The sequence below is a fragment of the Streptomyces sp. NBC_00572 genome, from assembly GCF_026341815.1.
Classification (GTDB): Bacteria; Actinomycetota; Actinomycetes; order Streptomycetales; family Streptomycetaceae; genus Streptomyces.
Genome location: NZ_JAPENX010000001.1, coordinates 945,262 through 968,132, shown reverse-complemented (window position 1 = coordinate 968,132; position 22,871 = coordinate 945,262). Strand labels below are relative to the sequence as shown.

The 22,871-nt window shown below is 71.8% G+C and carries 22 protein-coding genes; 11 read left to right on the top strand and 11 right to left on the bottom strand.

Translation table 11 applies throughout. The annotated features are described in order from the left end of the window. The first annotated feature begins 7 nt into the window (after nt 1-7). Together OG514_RS04470 and OG514_RS04465 are read left to right on the top strand one after the other, a co-directional pair. On the top strand, nt 8-625 hold the full coding sequence (locus OG514_RS04470) for a spherulation-specific family 4 protein (protein ID WP_266891042.1): 618 nt from the start codon (nt 8-10) through the stop codon (nt 623-625). Further along, nucleotides 622-1,419, top strand: a complete 798-nt coding sequence (locus OG514_RS04465; protein ID WP_266891040.1) for an endo alpha-1,4 polygalactosaminidase — start codon at nt 622-624, stop codon at nt 1,417-1,419. Before OG514_RS04470 ends, OG514_RS04465 begins: the two co-directional genes overlap by 4 nt. 11 nt (nt 1,420-1,430) lie before the next feature. Here OG514_RS04465 and cobS read toward each other — a convergent pair whose 3' ends face one another. After that, the gene (cobS, locus tag OG514_RS04460; protein ID WP_266891038.1) at nt 1,431-2,195 is read right to left on the bottom strand and encodes an adenosylcobinamide-GDP ribazoletransferase; all 765 of its coding nucleotides are present in this window, start codon (nt 2,193-2,195) and stop codon (nt 1,431-1,433) included. A gap of 67 nt (nt 2,196-2,262) precedes the next feature. Between cobS and OG514_RS04455 the strand changes: the two genes are divergently transcribed. Beyond that, the gene (locus OG514_RS04455) at nt 2,263-3,027 is read left to right on the top strand and encodes a hypothetical protein (RefSeq protein WP_266891036.1); all 765 of its coding nucleotides are present in this window, start codon (nt 2,263-2,265) and stop codon (nt 3,025-3,027) included. Here OG514_RS04455 and OG514_RS04450 read toward each other — a convergent pair. From OG514_RS04450 to OG514_RS04435, 4 genes are all read right to left on the bottom strand, one after another. After that, nucleotides 2,967-3,677 carry a hypothetical protein gene (locus OG514_RS04450; protein WP_266891034.1) on the bottom strand — a complete coding sequence of 237 codons (711 nt, stop codon included), beginning with the start codon at nt 3,675-3,677 and terminating at the stop codon, nt 2,967-2,969. The two genes, OG514_RS04455 and OG514_RS04450, sit on opposite strands and share 61 nt — an antisense overlap. Continuing rightward, nucleotides 3,674-5,437, bottom strand: coding sequence for a phosphatidylglycerol lysyltransferase domain-containing protein (locus OG514_RS04445; protein ID WP_266891032.1), 1,764 nt, complete (start codon nt 5,435-5,437; stop codon nt 3,674-3,676). The genes OG514_RS04450 and OG514_RS04445 overlap by 4 nt, the downstream gene beginning before the upstream one ends. A gap of 134 nt (nt 5,438-5,571) precedes the next feature. Then, nucleotides 5,572-6,660, bottom strand: a complete 1,089-nt coding sequence (cobT, locus tag OG514_RS04440; RefSeq protein WP_266891030.1) for a nicotinate-nucleotide--dimethylbenzimidazole phosphoribosyltransferase — start codon at nt 6,658-6,660, stop codon at nt 5,572-5,574. Nucleotides 6,661-6,705: 45 nt separating this feature from the next. Then, a complete protein-coding gene (locus OG514_RS04435) occupies nt 6,706-7,908 on the bottom strand; it encodes a bifunctional adenosylcobinamide kinase/adenosylcobinamide-phosphate guanylyltransferase (protein WP_266891028.1) in 1,203 nt (400 codons plus the stop codon). Nucleotides 7,909-7,999: 91 nt separating this feature from the next. Here OG514_RS04435 and OG514_RS04430 point away from each other — a divergent pair, with 91 nt between their 5' ends. After that, on the top strand, nt 8,000-8,206 hold the full coding sequence (locus OG514_RS04430; RefSeq protein ID WP_189830705.1) for a hypothetical protein: 207 nt from the start codon (nt 8,000-8,002) through the stop codon (nt 8,204-8,206). A gap of 122 nt (nt 8,207-8,328) precedes the next feature. Here the strand turns inward: OG514_RS04430 and OG514_RS04425 are convergent, their stop codons facing one another. The 3 genes from OG514_RS04425 to OG514_RS04415 form a co-directional block, all read right to left on the bottom strand. After that, nucleotides 8,329-9,408 (bottom strand): S1C family serine protease, encoded by a 1,080-nt coding sequence (locus OG514_RS04425; protein WP_266891025.1) that lies wholly within the window; start codon nt 9,406-9,408, stop codon nt 8,329-8,331. Between the two features lie 92 nt (nt 9,409-9,500). Next, nucleotides 9,501-10,277 carry a bifunctional 2-polyprenyl-6-hydroxyphenol methylase/3-demethylubiquinol 3-O-methyltransferase UbiG gene (locus OG514_RS04420; protein ID WP_266891023.1) on the bottom strand — a complete coding sequence of 259 codons (777 nt, stop codon included), beginning with the start codon at nt 10,275-10,277 and terminating at the stop codon, nt 9,501-9,503. A gap of 65 nt (nt 10,278-10,342) precedes the next feature. Further along, nucleotides 10,343-10,945: a DUF3043 domain-containing protein gene (locus OG514_RS04415; RefSeq protein WP_266891022.1), complete on the bottom strand. Its 603-nt coding sequence runs from the start codon at nt 10,943-10,945 to the stop codon at nt 10,343-10,345. A 271-nt stretch (nt 10,946-11,216) separates the two neighbouring features. On the opposite strand from OG514_RS04415, the gene OG514_RS04410 reads away from it, so the two are divergent. The 5 genes from OG514_RS04410 to OG514_RS04390 all read left to right on the top strand — a co-directional run bounded on the left by OG514_RS04410 (nt 11,217) and on the right by OG514_RS04390 (nt 17,815). Continuing rightward, nucleotides 11,217-12,017, top strand: coding sequence for a PspA/IM30 family protein (locus OG514_RS04410; RefSeq protein WP_266891020.1), 801 nt, complete (start codon nt 11,217-11,219; stop codon nt 12,015-12,017). A gap of 45 nt (nt 12,018-12,062) precedes the next feature. Continuing rightward, nucleotides 12,063-12,341 carry a hypothetical protein gene (locus tag OG514_RS04405; protein WP_266891018.1) on the top strand — a complete coding sequence of 93 codons (279 nt, stop codon included), beginning with the start codon at nt 12,063-12,065 and terminating at the stop codon, nt 12,339-12,341. A 209-nt stretch (nt 12,342-12,550) separates the two neighbouring features. Next, nucleotides 12,551-13,813, top strand: coding sequence for a sensor histidine kinase (locus OG514_RS04400; RefSeq protein ID WP_266900742.1), 1,263 nt, complete (start codon nt 12,551-12,553; stop codon nt 13,811-13,813). Further along, a complete protein-coding gene (locus OG514_RS04395) occupies nt 13,810-14,499 on the top strand; it encodes a response regulator transcription factor (RefSeq protein WP_266891016.1) in 690 nt (229 codons plus the stop codon). The genes OG514_RS04400 and OG514_RS04395 overlap by 4 nt, the downstream gene beginning before the upstream one ends. Before the next feature lie 187 nt (nt 14,500-14,686). Continuing rightward, nucleotides 14,687-17,815, top strand: coding sequence for an efflux RND transporter permease subunit (locus OG514_RS04390; RefSeq protein ID WP_266891014.1), 3,129 nt, complete (start codon nt 14,687-14,689; stop codon nt 17,813-17,815). Nucleotides 17,816-17,905: 90 nt separating this feature from the next. On the opposite strand, the gene nadA is transcribed toward OG514_RS04390, so the two are convergent. Continuing rightward, the gene (gene nadA / locus OG514_RS04385) at nt 17,906-19,102 is read right to left on the bottom strand and encodes a quinolinate synthase NadA (RefSeq protein ID WP_266891012.1); all 1,197 of its coding nucleotides are present in this window, start codon (nt 19,100-19,102) and stop codon (nt 17,906-17,908) included. 271 nt (nt 19,103-19,373) lie between these two features. On the opposite strand from nadA, the gene OG514_RS04380 reads away from it, so the two are divergent. Next, nucleotides 19,374-19,730, top strand: a complete 357-nt coding sequence (locus OG514_RS04380; protein ID WP_015033024.1) for an iron-sulfur cluster assembly accessory protein — start codon at nt 19,374-19,376, stop codon at nt 19,728-19,730. 91 nt (nt 19,731-19,821) lie between these two features. Here OG514_RS04380 and OG514_RS04375 read toward each other — a convergent pair whose 3' ends face one another. Continuing rightward, the gene (locus tag OG514_RS04375) at nt 19,822-21,339 is read right to left on the bottom strand and encodes a hypothetical protein (protein WP_266891010.1); all 1,518 of its coding nucleotides are present in this window, start codon (nt 21,337-21,339) and stop codon (nt 19,822-19,824) included. Nucleotides 21,340-21,405: 66 nt separating this feature from the next. Further along, the gene (locus OG514_RS04370) at nt 21,406-21,612 is read right to left on the bottom strand and encodes a hypothetical protein (protein ID WP_266891008.1); all 207 of its coding nucleotides are present in this window, start codon (nt 21,610-21,612) and stop codon (nt 21,406-21,408) included. A gap of 130 nt (nt 21,613-21,742) precedes the next feature. Here OG514_RS04370 and OG514_RS04365 point away from each other — a divergent pair, with 130 nt between their 5' ends. Then, the gene (locus tag OG514_RS04365) at nt 21,743-22,717 is read left to right on the top strand and encodes a carbohydrate kinase family protein (protein ID WP_266891006.1); all 975 of its coding nucleotides are present in this window, start codon (nt 21,743-21,745) and stop codon (nt 22,715-22,717) included. Nucleotides 22,718-22,871: the final 154 nt, after the last annotated feature.

The window sequence follows — 22,871 nt, the reverse complement described above, 5'->3', positions numbered from 1 at the left end:
TCGGCCCGTGAATCGTTTCCTCCTGGTGCCGTTCTACGAGCACCCGGCCGACCGGCCCGAGGCCTGGTCGGCCCTCGTCGACGCGGCACCGTGCCTGTACGGCGTCGTCGTCAACCCGGCGAGCGGCGCGGGCGAGGCCCCCGACCCCGCGTTCGCGGAGGCGGCCGACCGGCTGCGGGAGGCCGACGTACGCCTCCTCGGCTATGTGGACACCGACTACGGGCGCCGCCCGCACGCCGAGGTCGTCACCGACCTCCTCCGCCACCGCGACTGGTACGGCACCGACGGCGCCTTCCTCGACCAGGTCTCCACCGCGCCCGACGCCCTCGCCCACTACCGCCGGGTCGCGGTCGCGGCCCGGTCCGCCGGGGCCGAGACCCTGGTGCTCAACCACGGCGCCCACCCGGACCCGGGCTACGAGGAGTTCGCCGACCTCCTCGTCACCTTCGAGGGCCCCTGGGACACGTACCGGAAGCTCGACCTGCCGGTCGCCGCCCACTACTGCCACCTCGTCTACGCCGCCCCGCCCGGCGTCCTCCCGGTGACCCCGGTGCACTGCGCCGTCCCCGGCACGGGCGCGCACCCCTGGGGCACCCTTCCGCACCTCCTGGAGCCCGCCCGATGAGACGACTGCTGCCCCTGCTCGCGGGCCTGCTCCTGCTCGCAACGGCGTGTACGTCGGGCCCGGACCGGCCCGCCCCGGACCCGAAGCCGACGGGGGAGCGGTGGCAGCCGAAGCCGGGCCTGGCCTGGCAGTGGCAGCTCAGCGGCCGGCTCGACCCGACGGTCGACGTCCCCGTGTACGACATCGACGGCTTCGACCACCCGGCGTCCACGGTCGCGGACCTGCACCGCCGGGGCCGCAAGGTCATCTGCTACCTGTCCACGGGCGCGTGGGAGGACTTCCGCCCGGACGCGGCCGCGTTCCCGAAGTCCGTCCTGGGCAAGGGCAACGGCTGGAAGGGCGAGCGCTGGCTCGACATCCGCCGCACCGACGTCCTCACCCCGCTGATGGCCGAGCGCCTCGACATGTGCCGTATCAAGGGCTTCGACGCGGTCGAACCCGACAACATGGACGGCTACCGCAACAGCACCGGCTTCCCCCTCACCGCCGCCGACCAGCTCCGCTACAACCGGCTGATCGCCCGGCTGGCCCACGAACGGGGCCTGGCGGTGGGCCTCAAGAACGACCTGGACCAGATCCCGCAACTGCTCCCGGACTTCGACTTCGCGGTCAACGAACAGTGCGCGGAGTACGACGAGTGCGGCCGCCTCGCCCCGTTCGTGGCGGCGGGCAAGGCGGTCTTCCACGTCGAGTACGAACTCCAGGCGAGCGAATTCTGCCCGCAGGCCCGGGCCCTGGGCCTCTCCTCGATGCAGAAGCGGTACGAACTGGGGGTATGGCGCCGGGCCTGCTAGGGGCGGACAGGTCAGCCCAGGGCGAGTGCCACCAGCGCCGCCGTCGCCGCCGTCTCCTCCACCGCCCCGAACACGTCACCCGTCACCCCGCCGAACCGCCGTACGCACCGGCGGAGGAGCAGCGCCGCCGCCCCCAGGGCCGCGCCGGCCGCCAGGACGTGGTGGAGCGCGTCGTACGGGGAGAACAGCAGGCCGGAAGCGGCGCAGAGGACGAGGACCGCCGCCGTCGCGAGCGTCGCGGACCGGACCGGGACGGTCGAGGCGACGATCGCGCCGAGGCCCTCGGGGCGGGCCGGCGGGACGCCGTGGCGGGAGGCGTGGGTGAGGGCGAGGCGGGCGACGGTCGCGGCGAGGGCGGCGCCGACCGCGCCGTGCGCCCAGCTCTCCCCGTACAGCTCGAAGAGCGCGGCGACCTGGGCGAGCAGGACGAGGAGCAGCACGATGACGCCGAACGGGCCGACGTCCGACTGCTTCATGATGCGCAGCGCGTCCTCGGCGGGCTTGGCGCTGCCGAGGCCGTCGGCGGTGTCGGCGAGGCCGTCGAGATGGAGGCCCCGGGTGAGGGCGGCGGGCACGCCGGTGGTGACGACGGCCGCGAGCAGCGGGCCCGAGCCGAGCGCCAGGAAGGCGACTCCGAGCCCGGCGGCGAAGAAGCCGATGACCAGGCCGGCCAGCGGGGCGCAGAGCATGCCGGCGCGCGCCGCGTCACGGTCCCAGCGGGTGATGCGGGCGGGGAACACGGTGAGGGTGCCGAAGGCGAAACGCAGGCCGTCCATCCGGGCAGGGTAATCGCCGCTCTCGCACGGTAGATTGCGCATACCGCGCAAATCGGAACGGGGTGGCATGGGTCACTGGTTCTCCCGCAACATCGTCGAACCGGGCAAGCTCCCGATGCTTCTCGCGCTGACCTCGTTCATCGTGACGTTCCTGGTCACGAGGACCATCGTCCGTCTCATCCGGGCGGGGAAGGGGCCCTTCGGGAACGTCTCCTCCGGCGGGCTCCACATCCATCACGTCGTGCCGGGCGTCGTCCTCACCGTCATCGGCGGTTTCGGTGCGGTGGGCAGCGACCGGCACGGGTTCGGCGCGGCCGTCTTCGCCGTGGTCTTCGGGATCGGCGCGGGGCTCGTCCTGGACGAGTTCGCGCTGATCCTCCATCTCGACGACGTGTACTGGACCGACGAGGGCCGCAAGAGCGTCGAGGTGGTCGTCCTGACCGCCGCCCTGGTCGGGCTCACCCTGAGCGGCTTCTCGCCGCTGGGTGTCGACGACATGACCACCGACGAACGCCAGGACCGGGCCACCTTCATCCTGACCCTGGCGATCAACTTCCTCTTCATCCTGATCACCCTGGTCAAGGGGAAGTTCCGGATGGCCGTGATCGGGACCCTGGTCCCGTTCGTGGCGATCGTCGGCGCCGTCCGGCTCGCCCGCCCCGGCTCCTGGTGGTCCCGGCGCTTCTACCGGCGCCGATACAAGGCACGGGCCCGCTCCCGGATCCGTACGTACCGCCACGACAGGCGCTGGAACAAGATCCGGCGCCGTACTCAGGACTTGATCGGCGGCTTCCAGGAACGGGTTCCCGGGCGGGGCTCCACGCCCTCCTGACCGCGCTCGCGCCAGGCCTGGACCCCGATCAGGACGAGGACGCCCGCGATGGCCGCCAGATGCTCCTTGCCCGCGAGGTTCGGCTTGATGATCACCTCGACGACCATCGCCACGACCACGAGCGTCCCCGTCCACCGGGCCCCGTACCGCCAGCAGACGTAGACGGCGAGGCCGACCACGGCCGCCGAGGGCCCGGTGTCGACGACCTGGGCGTCGGTGGCGGGCAGCCCGAGCGGGTTGTCCGGGCCGAGCGCGATGCCCACGCGCGCGTACAGCGTTCCGCAGAGGGTGGCCAGATAGGCGACGGCGAGGGTACGCCACCGGCCGAGGCAGATCTCGGCGATCCCGAACACCAGCAGGACCTGCGCGAGGGCGCCCCACACGGGCAGGTCGAGCGCCGGCACGAAGAGCGAGAGCGGGGTCCGGAGCAGCGCGAGCCAGAACGGGTCCTCGGCCCGTACGGAGCCGATGTTCTGGACCGGCTGATAGCCCCAGTCCTGGTTCTGGACCAGCTGGAAGAGAGCGGTGAGACAGACGGCGGCGAGCGTCATCGGGGCCGCGCGCCACGTCTTCGTGAGGAGCGCCGTTCGTACGGTGGAGAACAGCGGGCCCCACTCGCGGCGGGCGAACTCCCGGAGGGCGCGGGTCAACGGCCGCTCTCCAGGTGCCGGCGGTGCATCCACTTCGGCAGGCCCGGGGCCTCCAGGAACCCCTCCGCACGACCGGCCGCGAGGCCGATGCGCAGCAGGTCGGCACTCTTCTCGAAGAGCATGAATCGGGGCTCCCAGATCGGTCGGTACTTGGCGTTGGCGCGGTACAGCGACTCGATCTGCCACCAGCGGGAGAAGAAACTGAGCAGTGAACGCCACATGCGCAGCACGGGTCCCGCCCCGAGCTTCGAGCCACGTTCGAAGACGGAGCGGAACATCGCGAAGTTGAGCGAGACCTGAGTGATCCCGATCTCCTTGGCGCGCTGCAGGAGTTCGATGACCATGAACTCCATCAGGCCGTTCTCGGAGTCCCGGTCGCGGCGCATGAGATCCAGCGACAGCCCCTTCGGCCCCCACGGGACGAAGGAGAGCACCGCCCGCAGCTCACCCTCACCATCGGTGCACTCCAGCATCACGCAGCGCCCGTCGTGCGGATCGCCGAGCCGCCCGAGCGCCATCGAGAAGCCGCGCTCGGTGGCTCCGTCCCGCCAGTCGTCGGCCTTGCGCAGCAGCTCGGCCATCTCCTCGGCCGGGATGTCCTCGTGGCGCCGGATCCGGACCTCGTACCCGGCCCGCTTGACCCGGTTGAAGGCCTGCCGGACCGTCCGCATGGCCCGCCCGTCCAGGGTGAACTCGTCGGTCTCCACGATCGCCTCGTCGCCCAGCTCCAGGGCGTCCAGACCGTGCCGGGCGTAGATGACACCGGCCTCCTCGCTCGCGCCCATCACCGCCGGGATCCAGCCGTGCTCGCGCGCCTCGGCCAGCCAGGGTTCGATGGCGCCGGGCCAGGCCTCGGGATCGCCGATCGGATCACCGGATGCGAGCGAGACCCCGCCGACCACCCGGTAGGTGACGGCGGCCTTCTCGCTGGGCGACCACACGACGCTCTTCTCGCGGCGCAGCGCGAAGTAGCCGAGCGAGTCCCGGTCGCCGTTCTTGTCCAGCAGGAGGCGCAGCTTCTCCTCGTCCTCCTCGGTCAGCGGGTCGGTGGCCCGGCGGGAGCGGAAGGCGGCGAACAGCACCGCGAAGAGCAGCAGTGTGGACAGGACGTTGATGGTGACGTCGACCCAGCCGGGGGTGGTGATCCCGGCGAACCGCGAGTCGTCCGAGGCCAGGGTGATCAGCCGCATCACGCCGTACCGCCAGCGCTCCAGGAAGGTGGAGTGGGCGGTGGAGGTGTTGGTGACGGTGACCAGGACGGCCGCGAGCAGCGAGGTGACGAGCAGTCCGCCGACCGCCACGATCGCGGCGAGCCACGGGTTGGAGCGGTCGCCCTTCGCGTAGAACTCCTTGCGGCCGAGCAGCAGCGCGACGACGAAGGCGGCGGTCAGGACCAGCGAGATCCAGTTCTGGGCGTGCTGGCGGATCTCCGGGAAGAACATCACCAGGGCGAAGAGCAGCAGGAACAGACCGCTGAGCACCAGGTTGAGGATCCACGCGGCCCGCTTGCGACGCCGCATGGTGATCGCCAGGAAGAGGGTGAAGACCCCCGAGGCGAAACCCGCGGTGAGCATGTACGGGGTGAAGTAGTTGTCCTCGTTGTGGCGGCGCAGGTCCTGCCCGAACGAGACCCAGACGGCACTCAGGAAATTGATGAACGTGACGACGCGCAGGTACCAGACGGCGAACGCGGCGCTGCGCCGCGATCGCGGGGTGGTGCCCCGGGGCGCTCCTTCGGCGGACAAACGGACCTCTCCCATGAAAAGCGATCATATGGGGCACCGCTTGCCGTGCGGCGACGCCGGAGGCGGCCACGCGCGCGTCGTCCGCACATGTCGTGCGCCGCGCGTGCGGCCGCCTCCGGCCTCACTGAGTCCGTCCCGCTTCCCGCCCGTCAGACCTCGGAGTCGACGCCCTCGTCGCCCTCGTCGTCCGACGTGGCCGGATCCGGACGCTCGGGCAGCTCCGCGGCGAACGCCGCCGCGGCCCGGACGAGTGGAAGCGCGAGCAATGCCCCGGTTCCCTCACCCACATGGACGCCGTGGTCGAGCAAGGGGTTGAGCGCCATCCGGTCCAGTGCCTTCGCCTGCGCCGGCTCCCCGCTGACCTGACCCGCCAGCCACCAGTCCGGCGCCCGGAACGCCGCCCGCTGCGCCACCAGCGCGCACGCCGCGCCCACCACACCGTCCAGGATCACCGGCATCCGCCGCACCGAGGCCTGCAGCAGGAACCCGGTCATCGCCGCCAGATCCGCCCCGCCGACCGCCGCGAGCAGCTCCAGCTGATCACCCAGGACCGGCCGGGCCCGCCGCAGGGAGTCCCGGATCGCCGCGCACTTCCGCATCCACGCCAGGTCGTCGATACCGGCGCCGCCCCGGCCCGTCACCACCGACGCGTCCGTCCCGCAGAGGGCCGCGATCAGGGTGGCGGCCGGCGTCGTCCCGCCGACGCTCAGATCCCCGAGCACCACCAGATCGGTGCCCGAGTCCGCCTCCTCGTCGGCGATCGCGATACCGAGCCGGACCGCCGCCTCGGTCTCCTCGACCGTCAGCGCGTTCTCGATGTCGATCCGGCCGCTGCCGCGCCGCACCCGGTGGCGCACCACCTCGGCGGGCAGCAGCTCCGGGTCGCAGTCCAGACCCGCGTCCACGACCCGTACCGGCACGTCCGTCGAACGGGCGAGCACCGCGACCGGGCTCGCCCCGTCCAGGACCGCGCGCACCAGCTCGTGCGCGGTGCCCGCCGCGCGCCCCGACACATCGAGCGAGGCCACCCCGTGGTCGCCGGCGAACAGCACCACCTTCGGCTGCTCGATCGCCCGCACCTTGACCGAGGCCTGCGCGGCCGACAACCACTCACCGAGCTCGTCGAGCCGACCGAGCGCCCCCGGCGGCACGGTCAGCCGCTCACGGCGCTCCTCGGCGTCTCGCCGGATCCCCCCGTCGGGGCGCTCGATCAGATCGGAGAAGTCGTCCAGGTTCACGGGTTTCCGCCTTGTGACTCAGCGAGGGCCATCGGTGCTCGCACCCTACCCGCGCAGCACCAGGGCCTGTCCGGCGACCACGAGGAGGACCTCCTCGCACTCGTCGGCGAACGCCGCGTTCAGCCGGCCCAGCTCGTCCCGGAAGCGGCGCCCCGCCGCCGTCGCCGGCACCACCCCCGAGCCGACCTCGTTCGTCACCGCCACGACCGTACGACGGGTCGCCCGCACCGCCGCCACCAGCTCCGCGGTCCGCTCGCGCAACGCCGTCTGCCCACCGGCCGCCCATGTCTCGTCGTCCCAGGCACCCACCCGGTCCATGGCATCCGTCAACCACAACGACAGACAGTCGACGAGGAGCGCCGGTCCGTCCTCTTCGAGCAGCGGTACGAGGTCACAGGTCTCGGCGGTACGCCAGGTACCCGGCCGCCGCTCCCGGTGCAGGCCCACCCGCTCCGCCCACTCCGGGTCGCCCTCCCGGCTCCCGCCCGTGGCCACGTACAGCACCTCGGGAAAGGTCTCAAGGCGCTGCTCGGCCTCCACGGACTTCCCCGACCGGGCCCCGCCGGTCACCAGGGTCCGCCGGGGCACGTCCGGCACCTCGTGGTACTCGCCCACGTACAGCGTCGTCCCGTCCGGCACCGCCCGCGCCCCCGCCGCCGCGAGCCGCCGGTCCAGCTCGGCCCCGGTCGGCGCGTCGTGGTCCAGGTGCACGGCGACCACGTCGGTCGAGGGCCCGACGGCCCCGGTCGCCCGCAGCCGTGCCAACGCGTCCGGCCGGCCCGTCACATCGGCGACCACCAGGTCGTACGGCACCCGGTGGTCCTCCGGAAGCCCCGCCGGGGACCCACCCGGCGGTAGATAGAGCAGCGTCTCGCCGTCCGCCGAGGTCACCTCGTAACCGGTACCGGGGGAGTCCATCGGCACCGCCCGCACCCGGTGCCCGGAGATCAGCGTCAACTCCCGTCCGTCCGGCACCCGCCCGGCGGTGGGCAGTCCCGCGGGCAGGTCCACCGCGGGCCCGTCGTGCGGATGGGTCAGCAACACCTGCCGTACGCCCACCAGCGAATGCCCGGACCGGGCCGCCGCCAGGGCGGCGCCCGGGGTCAGATCGAGCAGCAGGGCCCCGTCGACCAGCAGTGCCGTCGCGGCGCGGACCCGTGGCCCACGGGAGCGCGCGCACACGGCGCAGGGGCAGTCGGGACGGGGCAGTCCGAGCGGGGCGCCGGTGCCGAGCAGAGTCAGTTCCACCCTCAGATCCTCCCGCGCCACCGCGAGCCGTGCGCGCCCGGCTACTCTGCGGGCAGGAAACCGATCATCCGGTGAGCGCCAGGAGGCGGACATGGCATGGACGTGGCGGTTCGAGAAGTCCGACGGCACGGAGGTCGAGCCGGTGGTGACTCCGGAGGAGTTCACCACCCAGGGCGACGCGGAGAGCTGGATCGGCGAACACTGGCGTGACCTCCTGGGCGGCGGCGCGGACCAGGTGACCCTCTCGGAGGACGGGGCGAAGATCTACGGCCCGATGCCCCTGAACGCGGAGGGCTAGAGCGCCCGGCGGCCAAGGGCGGGGGTGCGGGCCCAGAACGCCCGACACCCCCGCCCCCGGCCGGGTGCACGCGCAGCCAGGTGTGGGGCCCGCTGCAGAGGCGCGGCGGGCGTGGCGGAAGGCTACATCTCGCCCAGCGTGACCTGCGTCTTCTTCGTCGCCGTCCCCCGGACATACATCACCGTCACCTCGTCCCCCGGCTGAAGCGAGGCCAACGCCTCCGACAGCGACGTGATCGTCGTGATGTCCGTGTCGCCGAGCCGAGTGATCACATCACCCGGCTCAAGCCCCGCCTTGCCCGCCGCCCCGTTCGCCGGCGCCTCGACGACCGCCACGCCCGCCGGCTCGTAGTCGTCGCTCAGCACCGTGCGGCCGGTGATGTCCAGGGCCGCCCGGCCCGAGTCCGTCACCTTGCCGTCCTTGATGATCTGGTCCGCGATCGTCCGCACCATCGACGCGGGGATCGCGAACCCGATGCCGGCCGCCGAGCCGCCGCCCATCTCCGGGTCGATCGCCGCGAGCGTCGGGATGCCGATGACCTCGCTGTCCAGGTTCACCAGCGCACCCCCACTGTTGCCGGGGTTGATCGCGGCCGACGTCTGCACCATGTTCGCGATGGTCGCGCCCGTGCCGCCGCCGGTCTGCCCCTCGCTGACCGTGCGCCCGGTCGCCGAGACGATGCCCTGGGTGACGCTGCCGGACAGGCCCAGCGGGGAGCCCATCGCGAGCACGATCTGCCCCATGTCGACGGCCGCCGAATCGCCGAACTTCGCCGGCTTCAGCCCTTGCGGCAGCGATGCCAGCTTGATCACCGCGAGGTCCTGCTCGGGGTAGCTGGAGACGAGCCGGGCGGTCACCGACTGCCCGCCTGTCGCGGCGCTGACCTCGAAGGACGTATCCCGGCCGACGACGTGCGCGTTGGTGACGATGTGGCCCTTGTCGTCGTAGACGACCCCGGAACCGAGGCTTTGGGAGGCTTCGATCTGGACGACCGACGGCAGGACGTTCTTGATGACGGCCTGGTAGTCGTCCTGGAGCTCGTTGGCGGCGAGCGGCGCCGCCGCCTGGGTGGAACGCTCCGGCGCGGGCGTGGCCCCGCCGGAGGAGCAGCCGCCGACGAGCGCGACGGCACAGGCCGCGGCGGTCAGCGGGAGAAGGCGGCGGAGGGCACGGGTACGGGTACGGGTACCGGATACGTCCATGTCCGGAGTATCCGTTTCGCTCCCGTTCAGGAGCCCGGCGAGCGCACCCGATCAGGGGTGCGCGACCGCCGGGCGGGGACGGCGACGGTTCGTCAGCCCCGTACCCCGCACAGGTGCAGCAGCGCCGCCACCCGCCGGTACGGCTCCGTCCGGCCCGCCCGGTCCTCGGCGGCGAGCAGCCGATCCAGTTCCTCGGCGGCCGGCAGGCCCGCCTCGGCCGGGACGCCGTCCGTGAAGACCCGCACCCCGTACCAGGCGTGCAGCGGTGCCGCGATTCCCGCGAGCGTCGCCGTCAGCGCGTCGAGGCGGTCGGCGCGCACCTTCACGCCGTTGTCGTCGGTGTAGACGTCCGAGTCGAAGCCGGCGAGGGCACCGGACCAGTCCCCGGCGAGCCCGGGGCGCATGGCGAGCGCCTCGCCGTTCCGTACGACCAGGGAGAGGAGGCCGCCGGGGGCGAGCATCCGGGCCAGGCCCGCGAGCAGCGCGTCGGGCTCGTCCGCGTACATGAGGACGCCGTGGCAGAGGACGACGTCGAAGCTGCCGGGGAGGAAGTGCACCCCGGTCTCGCGCCCGTCGCCCTCGATCAGCCGGACCCGCTCGCGGATCCCGGCGGGTTCGGTCGCGAGCGACTCACGGGCGGTCTTCAGAAGATCGGGATCGGCTTCGAGGCCGGTCACCGTGTGCCCCGCGCGGGCGAGGCGCAGCGCCTGCGTGCCCTGACCCATACCGGCGTCGAGGATCCGGAGCCGCTGTCCCACCGGGTAGCGACCGGATATCTGCTCGTCGAGCTGGCGGGCGACGATCTCCTGCCGGATGGTGTCGCGCAGCCCGCCGGAACCGGCGGGCCAGTGCACGACGACGGGCAGCACGGGGCCGCCCGACTCCGACGTCGCCGCGCCGAACGCGCGCTCGACGGGCTCCGAGCTTTCGGCGCTCAGGGCCGCTCTCCGCGCTTGACCTGCGGCTTCGGCAGTCGCAGTCGGCGCATCTGGAGCGTACGCATCAGGCCGTAGGCGATCGCGCCGCGCTTCGGCTCGTTCGGGAAGCGCTCGTTGAGCTGCTTCCGGAGCCGGATCCAGATGCCGACCGAGTCGATGACGATCAGGATGATCACACCGAGCCAGAGCAGCAGGGAGATGTTCTGCAGGGACCGGTTGGCGTTGCCGAACAGCGACAGCACGAGGATCACCACGGCCATCGGCAGGAAGAACTCGGCGATCGCGAACCGCGAGTCGACGAAGTCGCGCACGAAGCGGCGGACCGGACCCTTGTCGCGGGCCGGCAGGTAACGCTCGTCGCCACTGGCCAGCGCTTCGCGCTGACGGGCCAGGTCCGAGCGGCGTGCCTCGCGCTGGCGCTTGGAGGCCTCCTTGCGGTCGGTCGGCACCGTCGCGGCGCGACGGCGCTGGGTCTGCGCCTCACTCCGCTTCGGGGTCGGGCGGCCCTTGGGGGCCTCGGGGTCGCGGGGCTGCTTGGAAAGGTCCGCCGTCACCTTGTCGGTGGGGGCCTTCTCGTCCTTCGAACGGCTACGGAACACAAAACCCAAGGGTACGGGGTGGCGGGCATGAACCCCATGCCGGGCGGGAACGATCCGCTAACGGACTGCGTCTACGGCGGTACGTACGGAGGACGGCCGTGGTTTCCCCTAGATCCATCTACTCCCTGCGCGGGAGGGAAGTCGGGGCGCAGTCGTCCTTGGGGAGGAGCGCATCAGGCTCCGAACAGTGCGGTAATGGAGACAGGGCCCGTACTGTGGACCTGTCGAAGAGCTGGAGCCGAAGTCCGTCAGAAGGGGGCGCGCGAAGCCCATGAGCGGTGTCATGAAGCGTATGGGGATGATCTTCCGCGCGAAGGCGAACAAGGCCCTTGACCGGGCCGAGGATCCGCGCGAGACGCTCGATTACTCCTACCAGAAGCAGCTGGAGCTGCTGCAGAAGGTGCGACGGGGCGTCGCCGACGTCGCCACCTCCCGCAAGCGGCTCGAACTCCAGCTGAACCAGCTGCAGGGCCAGTCGTCCAAGCTGGAGGACCAGGGCCGCAAGGCGCTGGCGCTCGGCCGCGAGGACCTGGCGCGCGAGGCGCTGTCCCGCCGTGCCGCGCTCCAGCAGCAGGTCAGCGACCTGGAAGTGCAGCACCAGACGCTGCAGGGCGAGGAGGAGAAGCTCACCCTCGCCGCCCAGCGTCTCCAGGCCAAGGTGGACGCCTTCCGCACCAAGAAGGAGACCATCAAGGCGACCTACACGGCGGCCCAGGCGCAGACCCGGATCGCCGAGTCCTTCTCCGGAATCTCGGAGGAGATGAGCGACGTCGGTCTCGCGATCCAGCGGGCCGAGGACAAGACCGCCCAGCTCCAGGCGCGCGCGGGCGCGATCGACGAGCTGCTCGCCTCGGGCGCCCTGGACGACCAGTCCGGGCTCGCGAAGGACGACATCCAGGCGGAGCTGGACCGGCTCTCGGGCGGTACGGACGTCGAGCTGGAGCTCCAGCGGATGAAGGCGGAGCTGGCCGGCGGCCCGTCGGCCCAGCAGCAGGCGCTCGAGGGCGGCGGCGCGGCCGCGCCGCAGGACTCCACGCAGCAGCCGCAGTCCCACCCGCGCTTCGAGAAGTAGGCGACGGCACGTAGGCGACAGCCCGCGAACAGAACAGGACGCGTCATGATCGTACGGATCATGGGGGAGGGCCAGTGGAAGCTGGCCGACAGCCGCTTCGTGGAGCTGAACAGGCTCGACGACGAGCTGCTCGAAGAGATGGAATCGGGGGACGAGGAAGGCTTTCGGCGCACGCTGAACGCCCTCCTGGACGCGGTCCGGCGGCTCGGTGAGCCACTGCCGGACGAGGCGCTCGAACCCTCGGAGCTGATCCTCCCCGCTTCGGACGCGAGCCTGGACGAGGTCAGGGAGATGCTGTCCGACGACGGCCTCATCCCCGGCTGACGACCCTGTACGAACGGTCCCGCCACCCCCGGGGTGGCGGGACCGTCGTGCGTTCCGCGTCCGGCCGCCTCCACCAGGGGGCGGGCACGAGTGGCCGCGCCGCCCTGTACCCGGCAGTCCCGTCCCAGCCGTGCCGCTGCCCCGTACCGGCAGTCCCGTCCCAGTCGTGCCGCCGCCCCGTACCGGCAGTCCCGCCCCGCCCCGTACCGTTGTGCCCCGTGACCACCACCGGACCCGCCCCCGCCCCCGGAACCGGCACCCTCTTCGGTCGTCTCCGTGACCGGTTCGGCGCACATCCGCTCGCCTTCGACGCGACGCTCGCGTTCGGCGTGCTCATCTGCATGATCGCCGGGTCCCTCACCGGCCCGCCCGGCAGCCGGACCGGGCCGACCTTCGGCGAACGGGTGCCCACGGTCACGAGCGTGCTGATCATGGTGGCCGGGGCCAGCGTCCTGGTACTGCGGCGGCGCTATCCCTTCCGGGTGCTCTGCTTCACGGTGGCGGTCAGCCTCTTCGAGCTGGTCAGCGACACCCGGCCCGCCACCATCGCCATGAGCGCCGTCGTCGCGCTCTACACGGTCGCCTCCCGCACCGACCGGCCCACCACCTGGCGGGTCGGCCTCGTCACGATGGCGCTGATGACGGCCGCGGCCATGGCCTTCGGCCCGACCCAGTGGTACGCGCAGGAGAACCTCGGCCTCATCGCCTGGACCGGCATGGCCGCAGCCGCGGGTGACGCCGTCCGCAGCCGCCGGGCCTTCGTCGACGCCATCAGGGAGCGGGCCGAACGGGCCGAACGCACCCGCGAGGAGGAGGCAGGACGGCGGGTCGCGGAGGAGCGGCTGCGGATCGCCCGCGACCTCCACGACGTCGTCGCCCACCACATCGCCCTGGTGAACGTCCAGGCCGGGGTCGCGGCGCACGTCATGGACAAGCGCCCCGACCAGGCCAAGGAGGCCCTCGCCCATGTGCGGGAGGCCAGCCGCTCCGCGCTCGACGAGCTGCGGGCCACCGTCGGCCTGCTGCGCCAGTCCGGCGACCCGGAGGCCCCCACCGAACCCGCCCCGGGCCTCGCCGTCCTCGACGGGCTGCTCGACAGCTTCCGCAAGGCGGGGCTTCCCGTCGCCCTGGCCCGTACCGACGGGGACAGGCCGCTGCCCGCGACCGTCGACCTGGCCGCGTACCGGATCGTGCAGGAGGCGCTGACCAATGTGCAGAAGCACGCGGGACCGAACGCCGAGGCCGAGGTGAGCGTCGTCCGGGTGGGCCGTACGGTCGAGATCACCGTCCTCGACAACGGCAATGCGCCCAGCGCCCCGGCCCCCGCGCCCAACAGCGGCCACGGCCTGCTCGGCATGCGCGAACGGGTCGGCGCGTTCGGCGGCACCCTGACCGCGGCCCCCCGGTACGGCGGCGGCTTCCGGGTGCAGGCGATACTGCCCGTGACGTCCCGTACGGGGGAGGACACATGACGATCCGGGTACTGCTGGCCGACGACCAGGCCCTGCTCCGCAGCGCCTTCAAGGTCCTGGTGAACTCCGAACCGGACATGGAGGTCGTCGGCGAGGCCGCCGACGGCGCCCAGGCCGTGGCCCTCGCCCGCTCGGAGCGGGCCGATGTCGTCCTGATGGACATCCGGATGCCGGGCACGGACGGCCTCGCCGCCACCCGCATGATCACCGCCGACCCGGAGCTCTCCGCCGTACGGATCGTCATGCTGACCACCTTCGAGGTCGACGAGTACGTCGTGCAGTCGCTGCGCGCCGGGGCCTCCGGCTTCCTCGGCAAGGGAGCCGAGCCCGAGGAACTGCTCGGCGCGATCCGGATCGCCCACGCCGGCGAGGCCCTGCTCTCCCCGGCCGCCACCAAGGGCCTGATCGCCACGTTCCTCGCCCAGGGCACCGGCGCGGAGACCGTCGGGGAGGGCGGCCGGGGCCGTACCGAGCGGCTGGGCGCGCTCACCGCCCGGGAGCGCGAGGTCCTCGTCCTCGTCGCGGGCGGCCTCTCCAACGACGAGATCGCCGAGCGGCTCGACGTCAGTCCTCTCACCGTGAAGACCCACGTCAACCGGGCCATGGCCAAACTCGGCGCCCGCGACCGTGCCCAGCTGGTCGTCACGGCCTACGAATCGGGTCTGGTACGTCCAAGGGTGGAGTGACCGGGGGCTCCGGCGTACTCCAGACGCGGTATGCGCGGGATAAGGATCTGGACCCGGGGGCCGAGGACTTCCGGCGGCCGATGGCAGATCGTATAGGCGGGGGGCGCTTCCGGCGGATCCAGCGGATCAGGGCCGGGGTCTTGGCTGCTCCCGCCTGCCGACGAGTACGCCACAGAAGAGAGACCCCATGTCCTGGCTGTCGAGATTCAGCCTCGCGCAACGGGCCCTGATCGGGCTCGTGTCCATTGTCGCGATCGTGTTCGGGGCGATCGCGATTCCGCAGCTGAAGCAGCAGCTGTTCCCCTCGATCGAGCTGCCCATGGTCTCGGTCCTCGCCCCGTACCAGGGTGCCTCTCCCGATGTGGTCGAGAAGCAGGTCGTCGAGCCCCTGGAGAACAACCTCAAGGCCGTCGACGGCCTGAAGTCGGTCACCTCCACGGCCTCCGAGGGCATGGCGCTCGTCATGGCCTCCTTCGACTACGGCGACGAATCCACCAAGCAGCTCGTCGCCGACGTCCAGCAGGCGGTGAACCGCGCCCGCGCCCAGCTGCCCGACACGGTCGACCCGCAGGTCGTGGCCGGCTCCACGGACGACATCCCGACCGTCGTCCTCGCCGCCGCCTCCGACAAGGACCCGCAGGCCCTCGCCGACCTCCTGGAGCGGACCGTCGTGCCCGCCCTGGAGGACATCGAGGGCGTCGGCCAGGTCTCCGTCACCGGCGTCCAGGACCTCCAGGTCTCCGTCACCCCGGACGACCGCAAGCTCGCCGCGGCGGGGCTCAACGCCATGAAGCTCGGCGAGGCCCTCCGCAACGGCGGCGGCACGCTCCCGGCCGGCTCCTTCTCCGAGGCCGGCAAGAGCCGCACCATCCAGGTCGGCGGCGGCTACACCTCGCTGCGGCAGATCGAGGACCTCCGCATCCCCTCGGCCACCCCGGGCAAGGGCAAGGCGGTCCGCCTCGGTGACGTGGCCACCGTCCGCCAGCAGGAGTCGCCGCGCGTCTCCCTGACCCGGACCAACGGCAAGCCCAGCCTCGCCGTCATGGCCACCATGGACAAGGACGGCAGCGCCGTCGCGATCTCCGACGCCGTCAAGGAGAAGCTGCCCGAGCTGCGGGCCGACCTCGGCGCGGGCGCCGAGCTGACCGTGGTCTCCGACCAGGGCCCCGCCGTCGCCAAGGCCGTCTCCGGACTGACCACCGAGGGCGCGCTCGGCCTCGTCATGGCCGTCCTGGTGATCCTGGTCTTCCTCGCGTCGATCCGCTCCACCCTGGTCACCGCGGTCTCCATCCCGCTCTCGGTCGTCCTCGCGCTCATCGTGCTGTGGACCCGTGACCTCTCGCTCAACATGCTGACGCTCGGCGCGCTCACCATCGCCATCGGCCGGGTCGTCGACGACTCGATCGTGGTCCTGGAGAACATCAAGCGGCACCTCGGCTACGGCGAGGAGCGCCAGGCGGCGATCCTCACCGCGGTCCGCGAGGTGGCGGGCGCCGTGACGTCCTCCACCCTCACCACCGTCGCCGTCTTCCTGCCGATCGGTCTGACCGGCGGCATGATCGGCGAGCTGTTCGGCTCGTTCTCGCTGACGATCACGGCGGCCCTGCTCGCCTCGCTGCTCGTCTCCCTGACCGTGGTCCCGGTTCTCTCGTACTGGTTCCTGCGCGCCCCCAAGGGCACCTCGGAGGACCTGGCGGAGGCCCGCAGGCTGGCCGAGGAGAAGGAGGAGAAGAGCCGCCTCCAGCGCCTGTACGTGCCCGTCCTGAGGTTCGCGACCCGGCGCCGCTTCATGAGCCTGGCCATCGCGCTCGTCGTCCTGATCGTCACCTTCGGCATGGCCCCGCTCCTGAAGACGAACTTCTTCGACCAGGGCGAGCAGGAGGTGCTCAGCATCCAGCAGGAGCTGGCGCCCGGCACCGGCCTCGACGCCTCCGACGCGGCCGCGAAGAAGATCGAGAAGCTCCTCGCGGACACCGAGGGCGTCAAGGACTACCAGGTCAACGTCGGCTCGTCCGGCTTCATGGCGGCCTTCGGCGGCGGCACCGGCACCAACCAGGCCACCTACCAGGTCAGCCTGGAGGAGTCCGCTTCCTTCGAGAAGACCCGTGACGCCATCGAGAAGGGCCTCGCCGCCCTCGACGGCGTCGGCGACACCAAGATCGCCGCCGGTGACGGCTTCGGCAGCCAGGACCTGAGGGTGGTCGTGAAGGCCGCCGACGCCGAGGTCCTGGAGAAGGCCTCCGAGCAGGTCCGGGCCGCGATCGCCGGGATCAAGGACGTCACCGACGTCCAGAGCGACCTCTCGCAGTCCGTCCCGCGCATCTCGGTCAAGGCGAAGCCCGCGGCGGCCGACGCCGGATTCGACTCCGCCTCGCTCGGAATGATCGTCGGCCAGGCCGTCCGGGGCACCCCGGCCGCCAAGGCGATCCTCGACGACAGCGAGCGGGACGTCCTCATCACCTCGTCGAAGCCGGTCACCACTCTGGCCGGGCTCAGGGCGCTGCCCCTCGGCCCGGTGAAGCTGGGCGACATCGCCACCGTCGAGCTGGTCCCCGGTCCGGTCTCCATGACCCGGATCGACGGCGCCCGCGCCGCGACGATCACGGCCAAGCCGGTCGGCGACAACACCGGCGCCGTGAGCGCCACCCTCCAGCAGAAGATCGACGCGCTCGACCTGCCCGAGGGCGCCACCGCCAGCATCGGCGGCGTCTCCGAGGACCAGAGCGAGGCCTTCACCAACCTGTTCCTGGCGATGCTCGCGGCCATCGCGATCGTCTTCATGCTGCTCGTCGCGACCTTCCGGTCGCTGATCCAGCCGCTGATCCTGCTGGTCTCGATCCCGTTCGCGGCGACCGGCGCCATCGGTCTCCTGGTGATCACCGACACCGCGATGGGCGTCCCGGCGATGATCGGCATGCTGATGCTCATCGGCATCGTCGTCACCAACGCGATCGTCCTGATCGACCTGATCAACCAGTACCGGGCCCAGGGCATGGGCGTCGTCGAAGCGGTGATCGAGGGTGGCCGGCACCGGCTCCGCCCGATCCTGATGACCGCCCTGGCGACGATCTTCGCCCTGCTGCCGATGGCGCTCGGCGTCACCGGCGAGGGCGGCTTCATCGCCCAGCCGCTGGCCGTGGTCGTGATCGGCGGTCTGATCACGTCGACGCTGCTGACGCTGCTCCTCGTCCCGACGCTCTACGCGATGGTGGAGCTCCGCAAGGAGCGCCGCGCGAAGAAGAAGGCGGCGAAGAAGGGTGTGACGGCCGGCGACTCGCCGGTCCCGCCGCAGGCCAAGGAGCCGGCCGCGGTCTGATCCGTACGGAACGAGGAAGGGGCGCCCCGCGATCACGCGGGGCGCCCCTTCGGCGTACGTACCGGAGAACCGTCCGTACGGGCAGAACCGTTACGGCAGAGCGAGCATCCGCTCCAGCGCGAGCTTCGCGAAGCTCTCCGTCTCCTTGTCGACCTGGATCTGGTTGACGAGGTTGCCCTCGGCCAGCGACTCCAGGGTCCACACCAGGTGCGGCAGGTCGATGCGGTTCATGGTCGAGCAGAAGCAGACCGTCTTGTCGAGGAAGACGATCTCCTTGTCCTGGTCGGCGAATCGGTTCGCCAGCCGCCGGACCAGGTTCAGCTCCGTGCCGATCGCCCACTTGGAACCGGCCGGGGCCGCCTCCAGGGTGTTGATGATGTACTCGGTCGAGCCCACGTAGTCCGCGGCGGCGACGACCTCGTGCCGGCACTCGGGGTGGACGAGCACGTTCACGCCCGGGATGCGCTCGCGGACGTCGTTGACCGAGTCCAGCGAGAAGCGGCCGTGCACCGAGCAGTGACCCCGCCACAGGATCATCTTGGCGGCGCGCAGCTCCTCGACGGTCAGCCCGCCGTTCGGCTTGTGCGGGTTGTACAAAACGCAGTCGTCGAGGGACATGCCCATGTCGCGGACGGCCGTGTTGCGGCCCAGGTGCTGGTCCGGCAGGAACAGCACCTTCTCGCCCTGCTCGAAGGCCCAGTTCAGGGCCCGCTCGGCGTTGGACGAGGTGCAGATCGTGCCCCCGTGCTTGCCGGTGAAGGCCTTGATGTCGGCCGAGGAGTTCATGTAGGAGACGGGCACGACCTGCTCGGCGATGCCGGCCTCGGTCAGTACGTCCCAGCACTCGGCGACCTGCTCGGCGGTGGCCATGTCGGCCATGGAGCAGCCGGCCGCGAGGTCGGGCAGGACGACCTTCTGCTCGTCACCGGTCAGGATGTCGGCGGACTCCGCCATGAAGTGCACACCGCAGAAGACGATGTACTCGGCCGAGGGCTTGGCCGCCGCGTCGCGCGCGAGCTTGAAGGAGTCACCGGTGACGTCGGCGAACTGGATGACCTCGTCGCGCTGGTAGTGGTGGCCGAGCACGAAGACCTTGTCCCCGAGCTTCTCCTTGGCCGCGCGGGCGCGCTCCACGAGGTCGGGGTCGGAGGGCGACGGCAGATCGCCGGGGCACTCCACGCCGCGCTCGCTCTTCGGGTCGGCCTCGCGACCGAGCAGGAGCAGGGCGAGCGGCGACGGCTGGACGTCGAGTTCATGACGGGCTTGGGCCGTGGTCACGTCACGCACCCTTTCTTCGGGGAACCTTTTCGTCGAAATGACGCTATCTATCATAACCGCTTCACGTCACGTTGACGATGTCCATAGTGTCGATGTGACGAATTCGCCGTCCCCGTCCCTGGACTTCGTCGTCCCCGCCCCTGGGCTTCGTCGTCCCCGTCGCTGGACAGGGTGTGCGAGCATGAAGAGAGAAAGACCCCACACGGCCCGGAATGAATCCGGGGCACCGTCGGTTGCAACCGTCGGCAAGCAGTCTCCGTACACACCGGGAGAGAAGCAGATGTCCGTATCGGACGAGAAGACCACTGTCAGCGACGGCATCCTCCTGTCCGACGCCGCCGCGGCCAAGGTCAAGGCCCTCCTCGACCAGGAAGGCCGCGAGGACCTGGCCCTGCGCGTCGCCGTTCAGCCCGGCGGCTGCTCCGGCCTGCGTTACCAGCTGTTCTTCGACGAGCGTTCGCTCGACGGCGACGTCGTGAAGGACTTCGACGGCGTCAAGGTCGTCACCGACCGCATGAGCGCCCCGTACCTGGGCGGCGCCTCGATCGACTTCGTCGACACCATCGAGAAGCAGGGCTTCACCATCGACAACCCGAACGCCACGGGTTCCTGCGCCTGCGGCGACTCGTTCAGCTAAGTCGCACAGGTAGGTCGCAGAGGTCGTACGTGTGAGGGCGGTGGCCCGGGAGTGATTCCGGGCCACCGCCCTCACGCATGCCCCGCCGGACTCAGCGGCGCGGCACCGCCTCCCCGCTCGCCGCGTCGACCACCGGCCGGTCGCCCAGCGGACTCTTGAGCGTCACGGTCTTCGTGAAGTCCTTGGCGATCATGATGCAGACCCGCTCGGGGTCGGACTTCTCGATGATCCGCACCGTCACCCGGTCCGGCTGCTCGTCGGCCTTCACGGTGTAGGTGCTGCACACCCCGCCCCAGAAGGTGACGGCCAGCTGCCGGCCGTCCCCCTCGACCCGGACGGACTCGACCGCGCGCGCCGCCGTACCGTCCCCCGGAGGGGGCGTGGGCGTCGGTGTGGGCTTCGCCGGCGGCACCAGGTACTCGGGGGCCACCGCCGCCCGCGCCACCGTGTACGGCGCGCCGTCCGCCGGGTCCGCGGTGAACAGCCAGGACGGTACGAGCAGCCGCTCGCCGGCCACGTCCCGCGCGGCGAGACCGAACACCGCGGCCGTCACCGGCACCTGGTCCGGCGCGGCCCTGTCCACGATCGTCTGGCAGGGCGGGGTCGGCTCGACGGGCTTCCGGGTCGAGCCGACCGTGCCGGTGTCCTCGGGCTTCCCGTTCCCGTCCACCGCCGTCGGGGCGGTCGGGCAGTGCCCGATGCCGATCGGGCCGGTGCCCTTCGAGTCCTCGTTCAGCTGGGCGAGGGCCTTCGACGCCCCGACCACCGGGTACGTGGTGCCCTTCACCGGCTCCTTCAGCATCCCGCTGCCGGCGACCGGCCGGCCGTCCCGCGCGATGTGCAGCCCCGTCGACCAACCGTAGGTCGGCAGCCCGCCCACCACCGGATCGGCGTTGACCACCCGCACCGAACCGTTCATGACCTGGGTCGCGGTGACCTTCGCGTCGTCCTGGCCGAGCGCCTTCAGGACGGGCGCGGCCGCGGCCTTCGCCGCCGCCTCGCTCAGCGGCGTACCGCCCGGCGCGGGCTTCGTCTCGCCCGGGGGCGGGCATGCCTTGCCCTTGAGGCAGGCATCGCCGGCCGGGCCGCCGTCGTACCACGAGTACGTCCAGTTCCCCGGCGCCTTCTCCGACACGTCGAGGCGCGGTCCCGAACCGTCCTTCTCGGGCCGGATCGTCCAGACCTCACCCACCCGGGAGGGGCTCCCGGAGATGCCCAGCGCTTCGGCCAGCCTGGTCACCTCCGCCGAGGTGACCAGGCCCTCGGGCCGGTGGACCGCGGCCGAGGAGGGCCCCTGGGGGAGGGGGCCCTTGGCTGTGTACACGGTCCCGTTCGGGCCGCCTCCGGGGTCCGGCTCACCGGGCGCGATGCCCGGACCGCCCCGCGTGTCGCCGCCGGTGTCCCCACCGCCGCCGCTGCCGCCCTCCAGGCGCAGCGGCGGGGGCGGACCGGCCGCGTCGGCGGCCTTGGCGGCCACGCCGACGCCGGTGCCGTCACCGGATGCCGTGGTGGCGAGGTAGACGCCACCGCCCCCGGCGAGCAGCACACCCGCCGCCACCGAGGCGGCGATGACACTCCGCCGCCGCCGTACGTTCTCCGTACCGCTCACCGCAACGCTCCCTCGTCTCGACCGGACGCCGGTGGGACGGAGCGGGCGGGCGGACGGTTCCCTCCGTCAGCCCCCGTATTCGGCGGTGGCGTCGATCAGCCGTGCCGAGGCCGCCGGTACGACGACCCCGTGGATCAGCGCGGGGGAGACCGGCGCGGGCGCGGGGGAGGCCGGAGTCACCCAGTGCGGAGCCATCCGTGCGCCGGCGCCCCGCAGCTCGGCGAGGCTCAACTCGGACTCGTGTCGCTCACGTGAAGCGGGGTAGATGGTCATGGGCGCACCGTATGCACCGCACGCCCCCGGGGAAAAGCCCTACTCTGGGGTAGTTTCCACTGTTCGGCAGCGCGCCCTCCACCCGGTAGCGTGAACTGTCATTACCGCCTTCCCGCAGGAGCACCCCGCCGTGCGTATTGCAGTCACCGGCTCCATCGCCACCGACCACCTCATGACCTTCCCCGGCCGGTTCGCCGACCAGCTCGTGGCCGACCAGCTCCACACGGTGTCCCTCTCCTTCCTCGTCGACAACCTCGACGTCCGCCGCGGCGGCGTCGGCCCCAACATCTGCTTCGGCATGGGGCAGCTCGGCGGCAGCCCGATCCTGGTGGGCGCGGCCGGCTACGACTTCGACGAGTACCGCGGCTGGCTCGACCGCCACGGCGTCGACACCGGCTCGGTGCGCATCTCCGAGGTTCTGCACACCGCCCGCTTCGTCTGCACCACGGACAAGGACCACAACCAGATCGGCTCCTTCTACACGGGCGCGATGAGCGAGGCCCGGCTGATCGAGCTCAAGGCCGTCGCCGACCGGGTGGGCGGGCTCGACCTGGTCCTCATCGGCGCCGACGACCCCGAGGCGATGCTCCGCCACACGGAGGAGTGCAAGACGCGGGAGATCCCGTTCGCCGCCGACTTCTCGCAGCAGATCGCGCGCATGGACGGCCAGGAGATCCGCACCCTCCTGGAGGGCGCCACCTACCTCTTCTCCAACGAGTACGAGAAGGGCCTCATCGAGTCCAAGACGGGCTGGACCGACGCCGAGATCCTCTCCCGCGTCGGCCACCGGGTCACCACGCTCGGCTCGCGCGGTGTGCGCATCGAGCGCGTCGGCGACACCCCGATCGAGGTCGGCTGCCCCGAGGAGACCGCCAAGGTCGACCCGACCGGCGTCGGCGACGCCTTCCGCGCCGGCTTCCTCACCGGCCTGTCCTGGGGCGTCGGCCTGGAGCGCGCCGCGCAGGTCGGCTGCATGCTGGCGACGCTGGTCATCGAGACCCTGGGCACGCAGGAGTACACCCTGCGCCGAGCCAACTTCATGGAGCGCTTCACCAAGGCCTACGGCGACACGGCAGCAGCCGAAGTCCACGCCCACCTGAGCTGACCCCCACCCCACAGCGCGACCCGGGCCAGGCCCCGCCCCCGCTGCGGGGCCGGTGCCTGGCCCGCAGCGCGTGCTGCGCCCGCACCTTCTGCGCGTGGCGGGGCGCAGGCCCAACGCGGCGGGGGCGCCTGTCGTGGCGCGCCACGCGGCCCTC

Bases quoted from the DNA above. Each gene is read 5' to 3' on its own strand.
- OG514_RS04465 (WP_266891040.1), top strand. From the start codon at position 622: ATGAGACGACTGCTGCCCCTGCTCGCGGGCCTGCTCCTGCTCGCAACG.
- cobS (WP_266891038.1), bottom strand. From the start codon at position 2,195: ATGGACGGCCTGCGTTTCGCCTTCGGCACCCTCACCGTGTTCCCCGCC.
- OG514_RS04455 (WP_266891036.1), top strand. From the start codon at position 2,263: ATGGGTCACTGGTTCTCCCGCAACATCGTCGAACCGGGCAAGCTCCCG.
- OG514_RS04445 (WP_266891032.1), bottom strand. From the start codon at position 5,437: ATGGGAGAGGTCCGTTTGTCCGCCGAAGGAGCGCCCCGGGGCACCACC.
- OG514_RS04430 (WP_189830705.1), top strand. From the start codon at position 8,000: ATGGCATGGACGTGGCGGTTCGAGAAGTCCGACGGCACGGAGGTCGAG.
- OG514_RS04425 (WP_266891025.1), bottom strand. From the start codon at position 9,408: ATGGACGTATCCGGTACCCGTACCCGTACCCGTGCCCTCCGCCGCCTT.
- OG514_RS04410 (WP_266891020.1), top strand. From the start codon at position 11,217: ATGAGCGGTGTCATGAAGCGTATGGGGATGATCTTCCGCGCGAAGGCG.
- OG514_RS04405 (WP_266891018.1), top strand. From the start codon at position 12,063: ATGATCGTACGGATCATGGGGGAGGGCCAGTGGAAGCTGGCCGACAGC.
- OG514_RS04395 (WP_266891016.1), top strand. From the start codon at position 13,810: ATGACGATCCGGGTACTGCTGGCCGACGACCAGGCCCTGCTCCGCAGC.
- OG514_RS04390 (WP_266891014.1), top strand. From the start codon at position 14,687: ATGTCCTGGCTGTCGAGATTCAGCCTCGCGCAACGGGCCCTGATCGGG.
- OG514_RS04380 (WP_015033024.1), top strand. From the start codon at position 19,374: ATGTCCGTATCGGACGAGAAGACCACTGTCAGCGACGGCATCCTCCTG.
- OG514_RS04370 (WP_266891008.1), bottom strand. From the start codon at position 21,612: ATGACCATCTACCCCGCTTCACGTGAGCGACACGAGTCCGAGTTGAGC.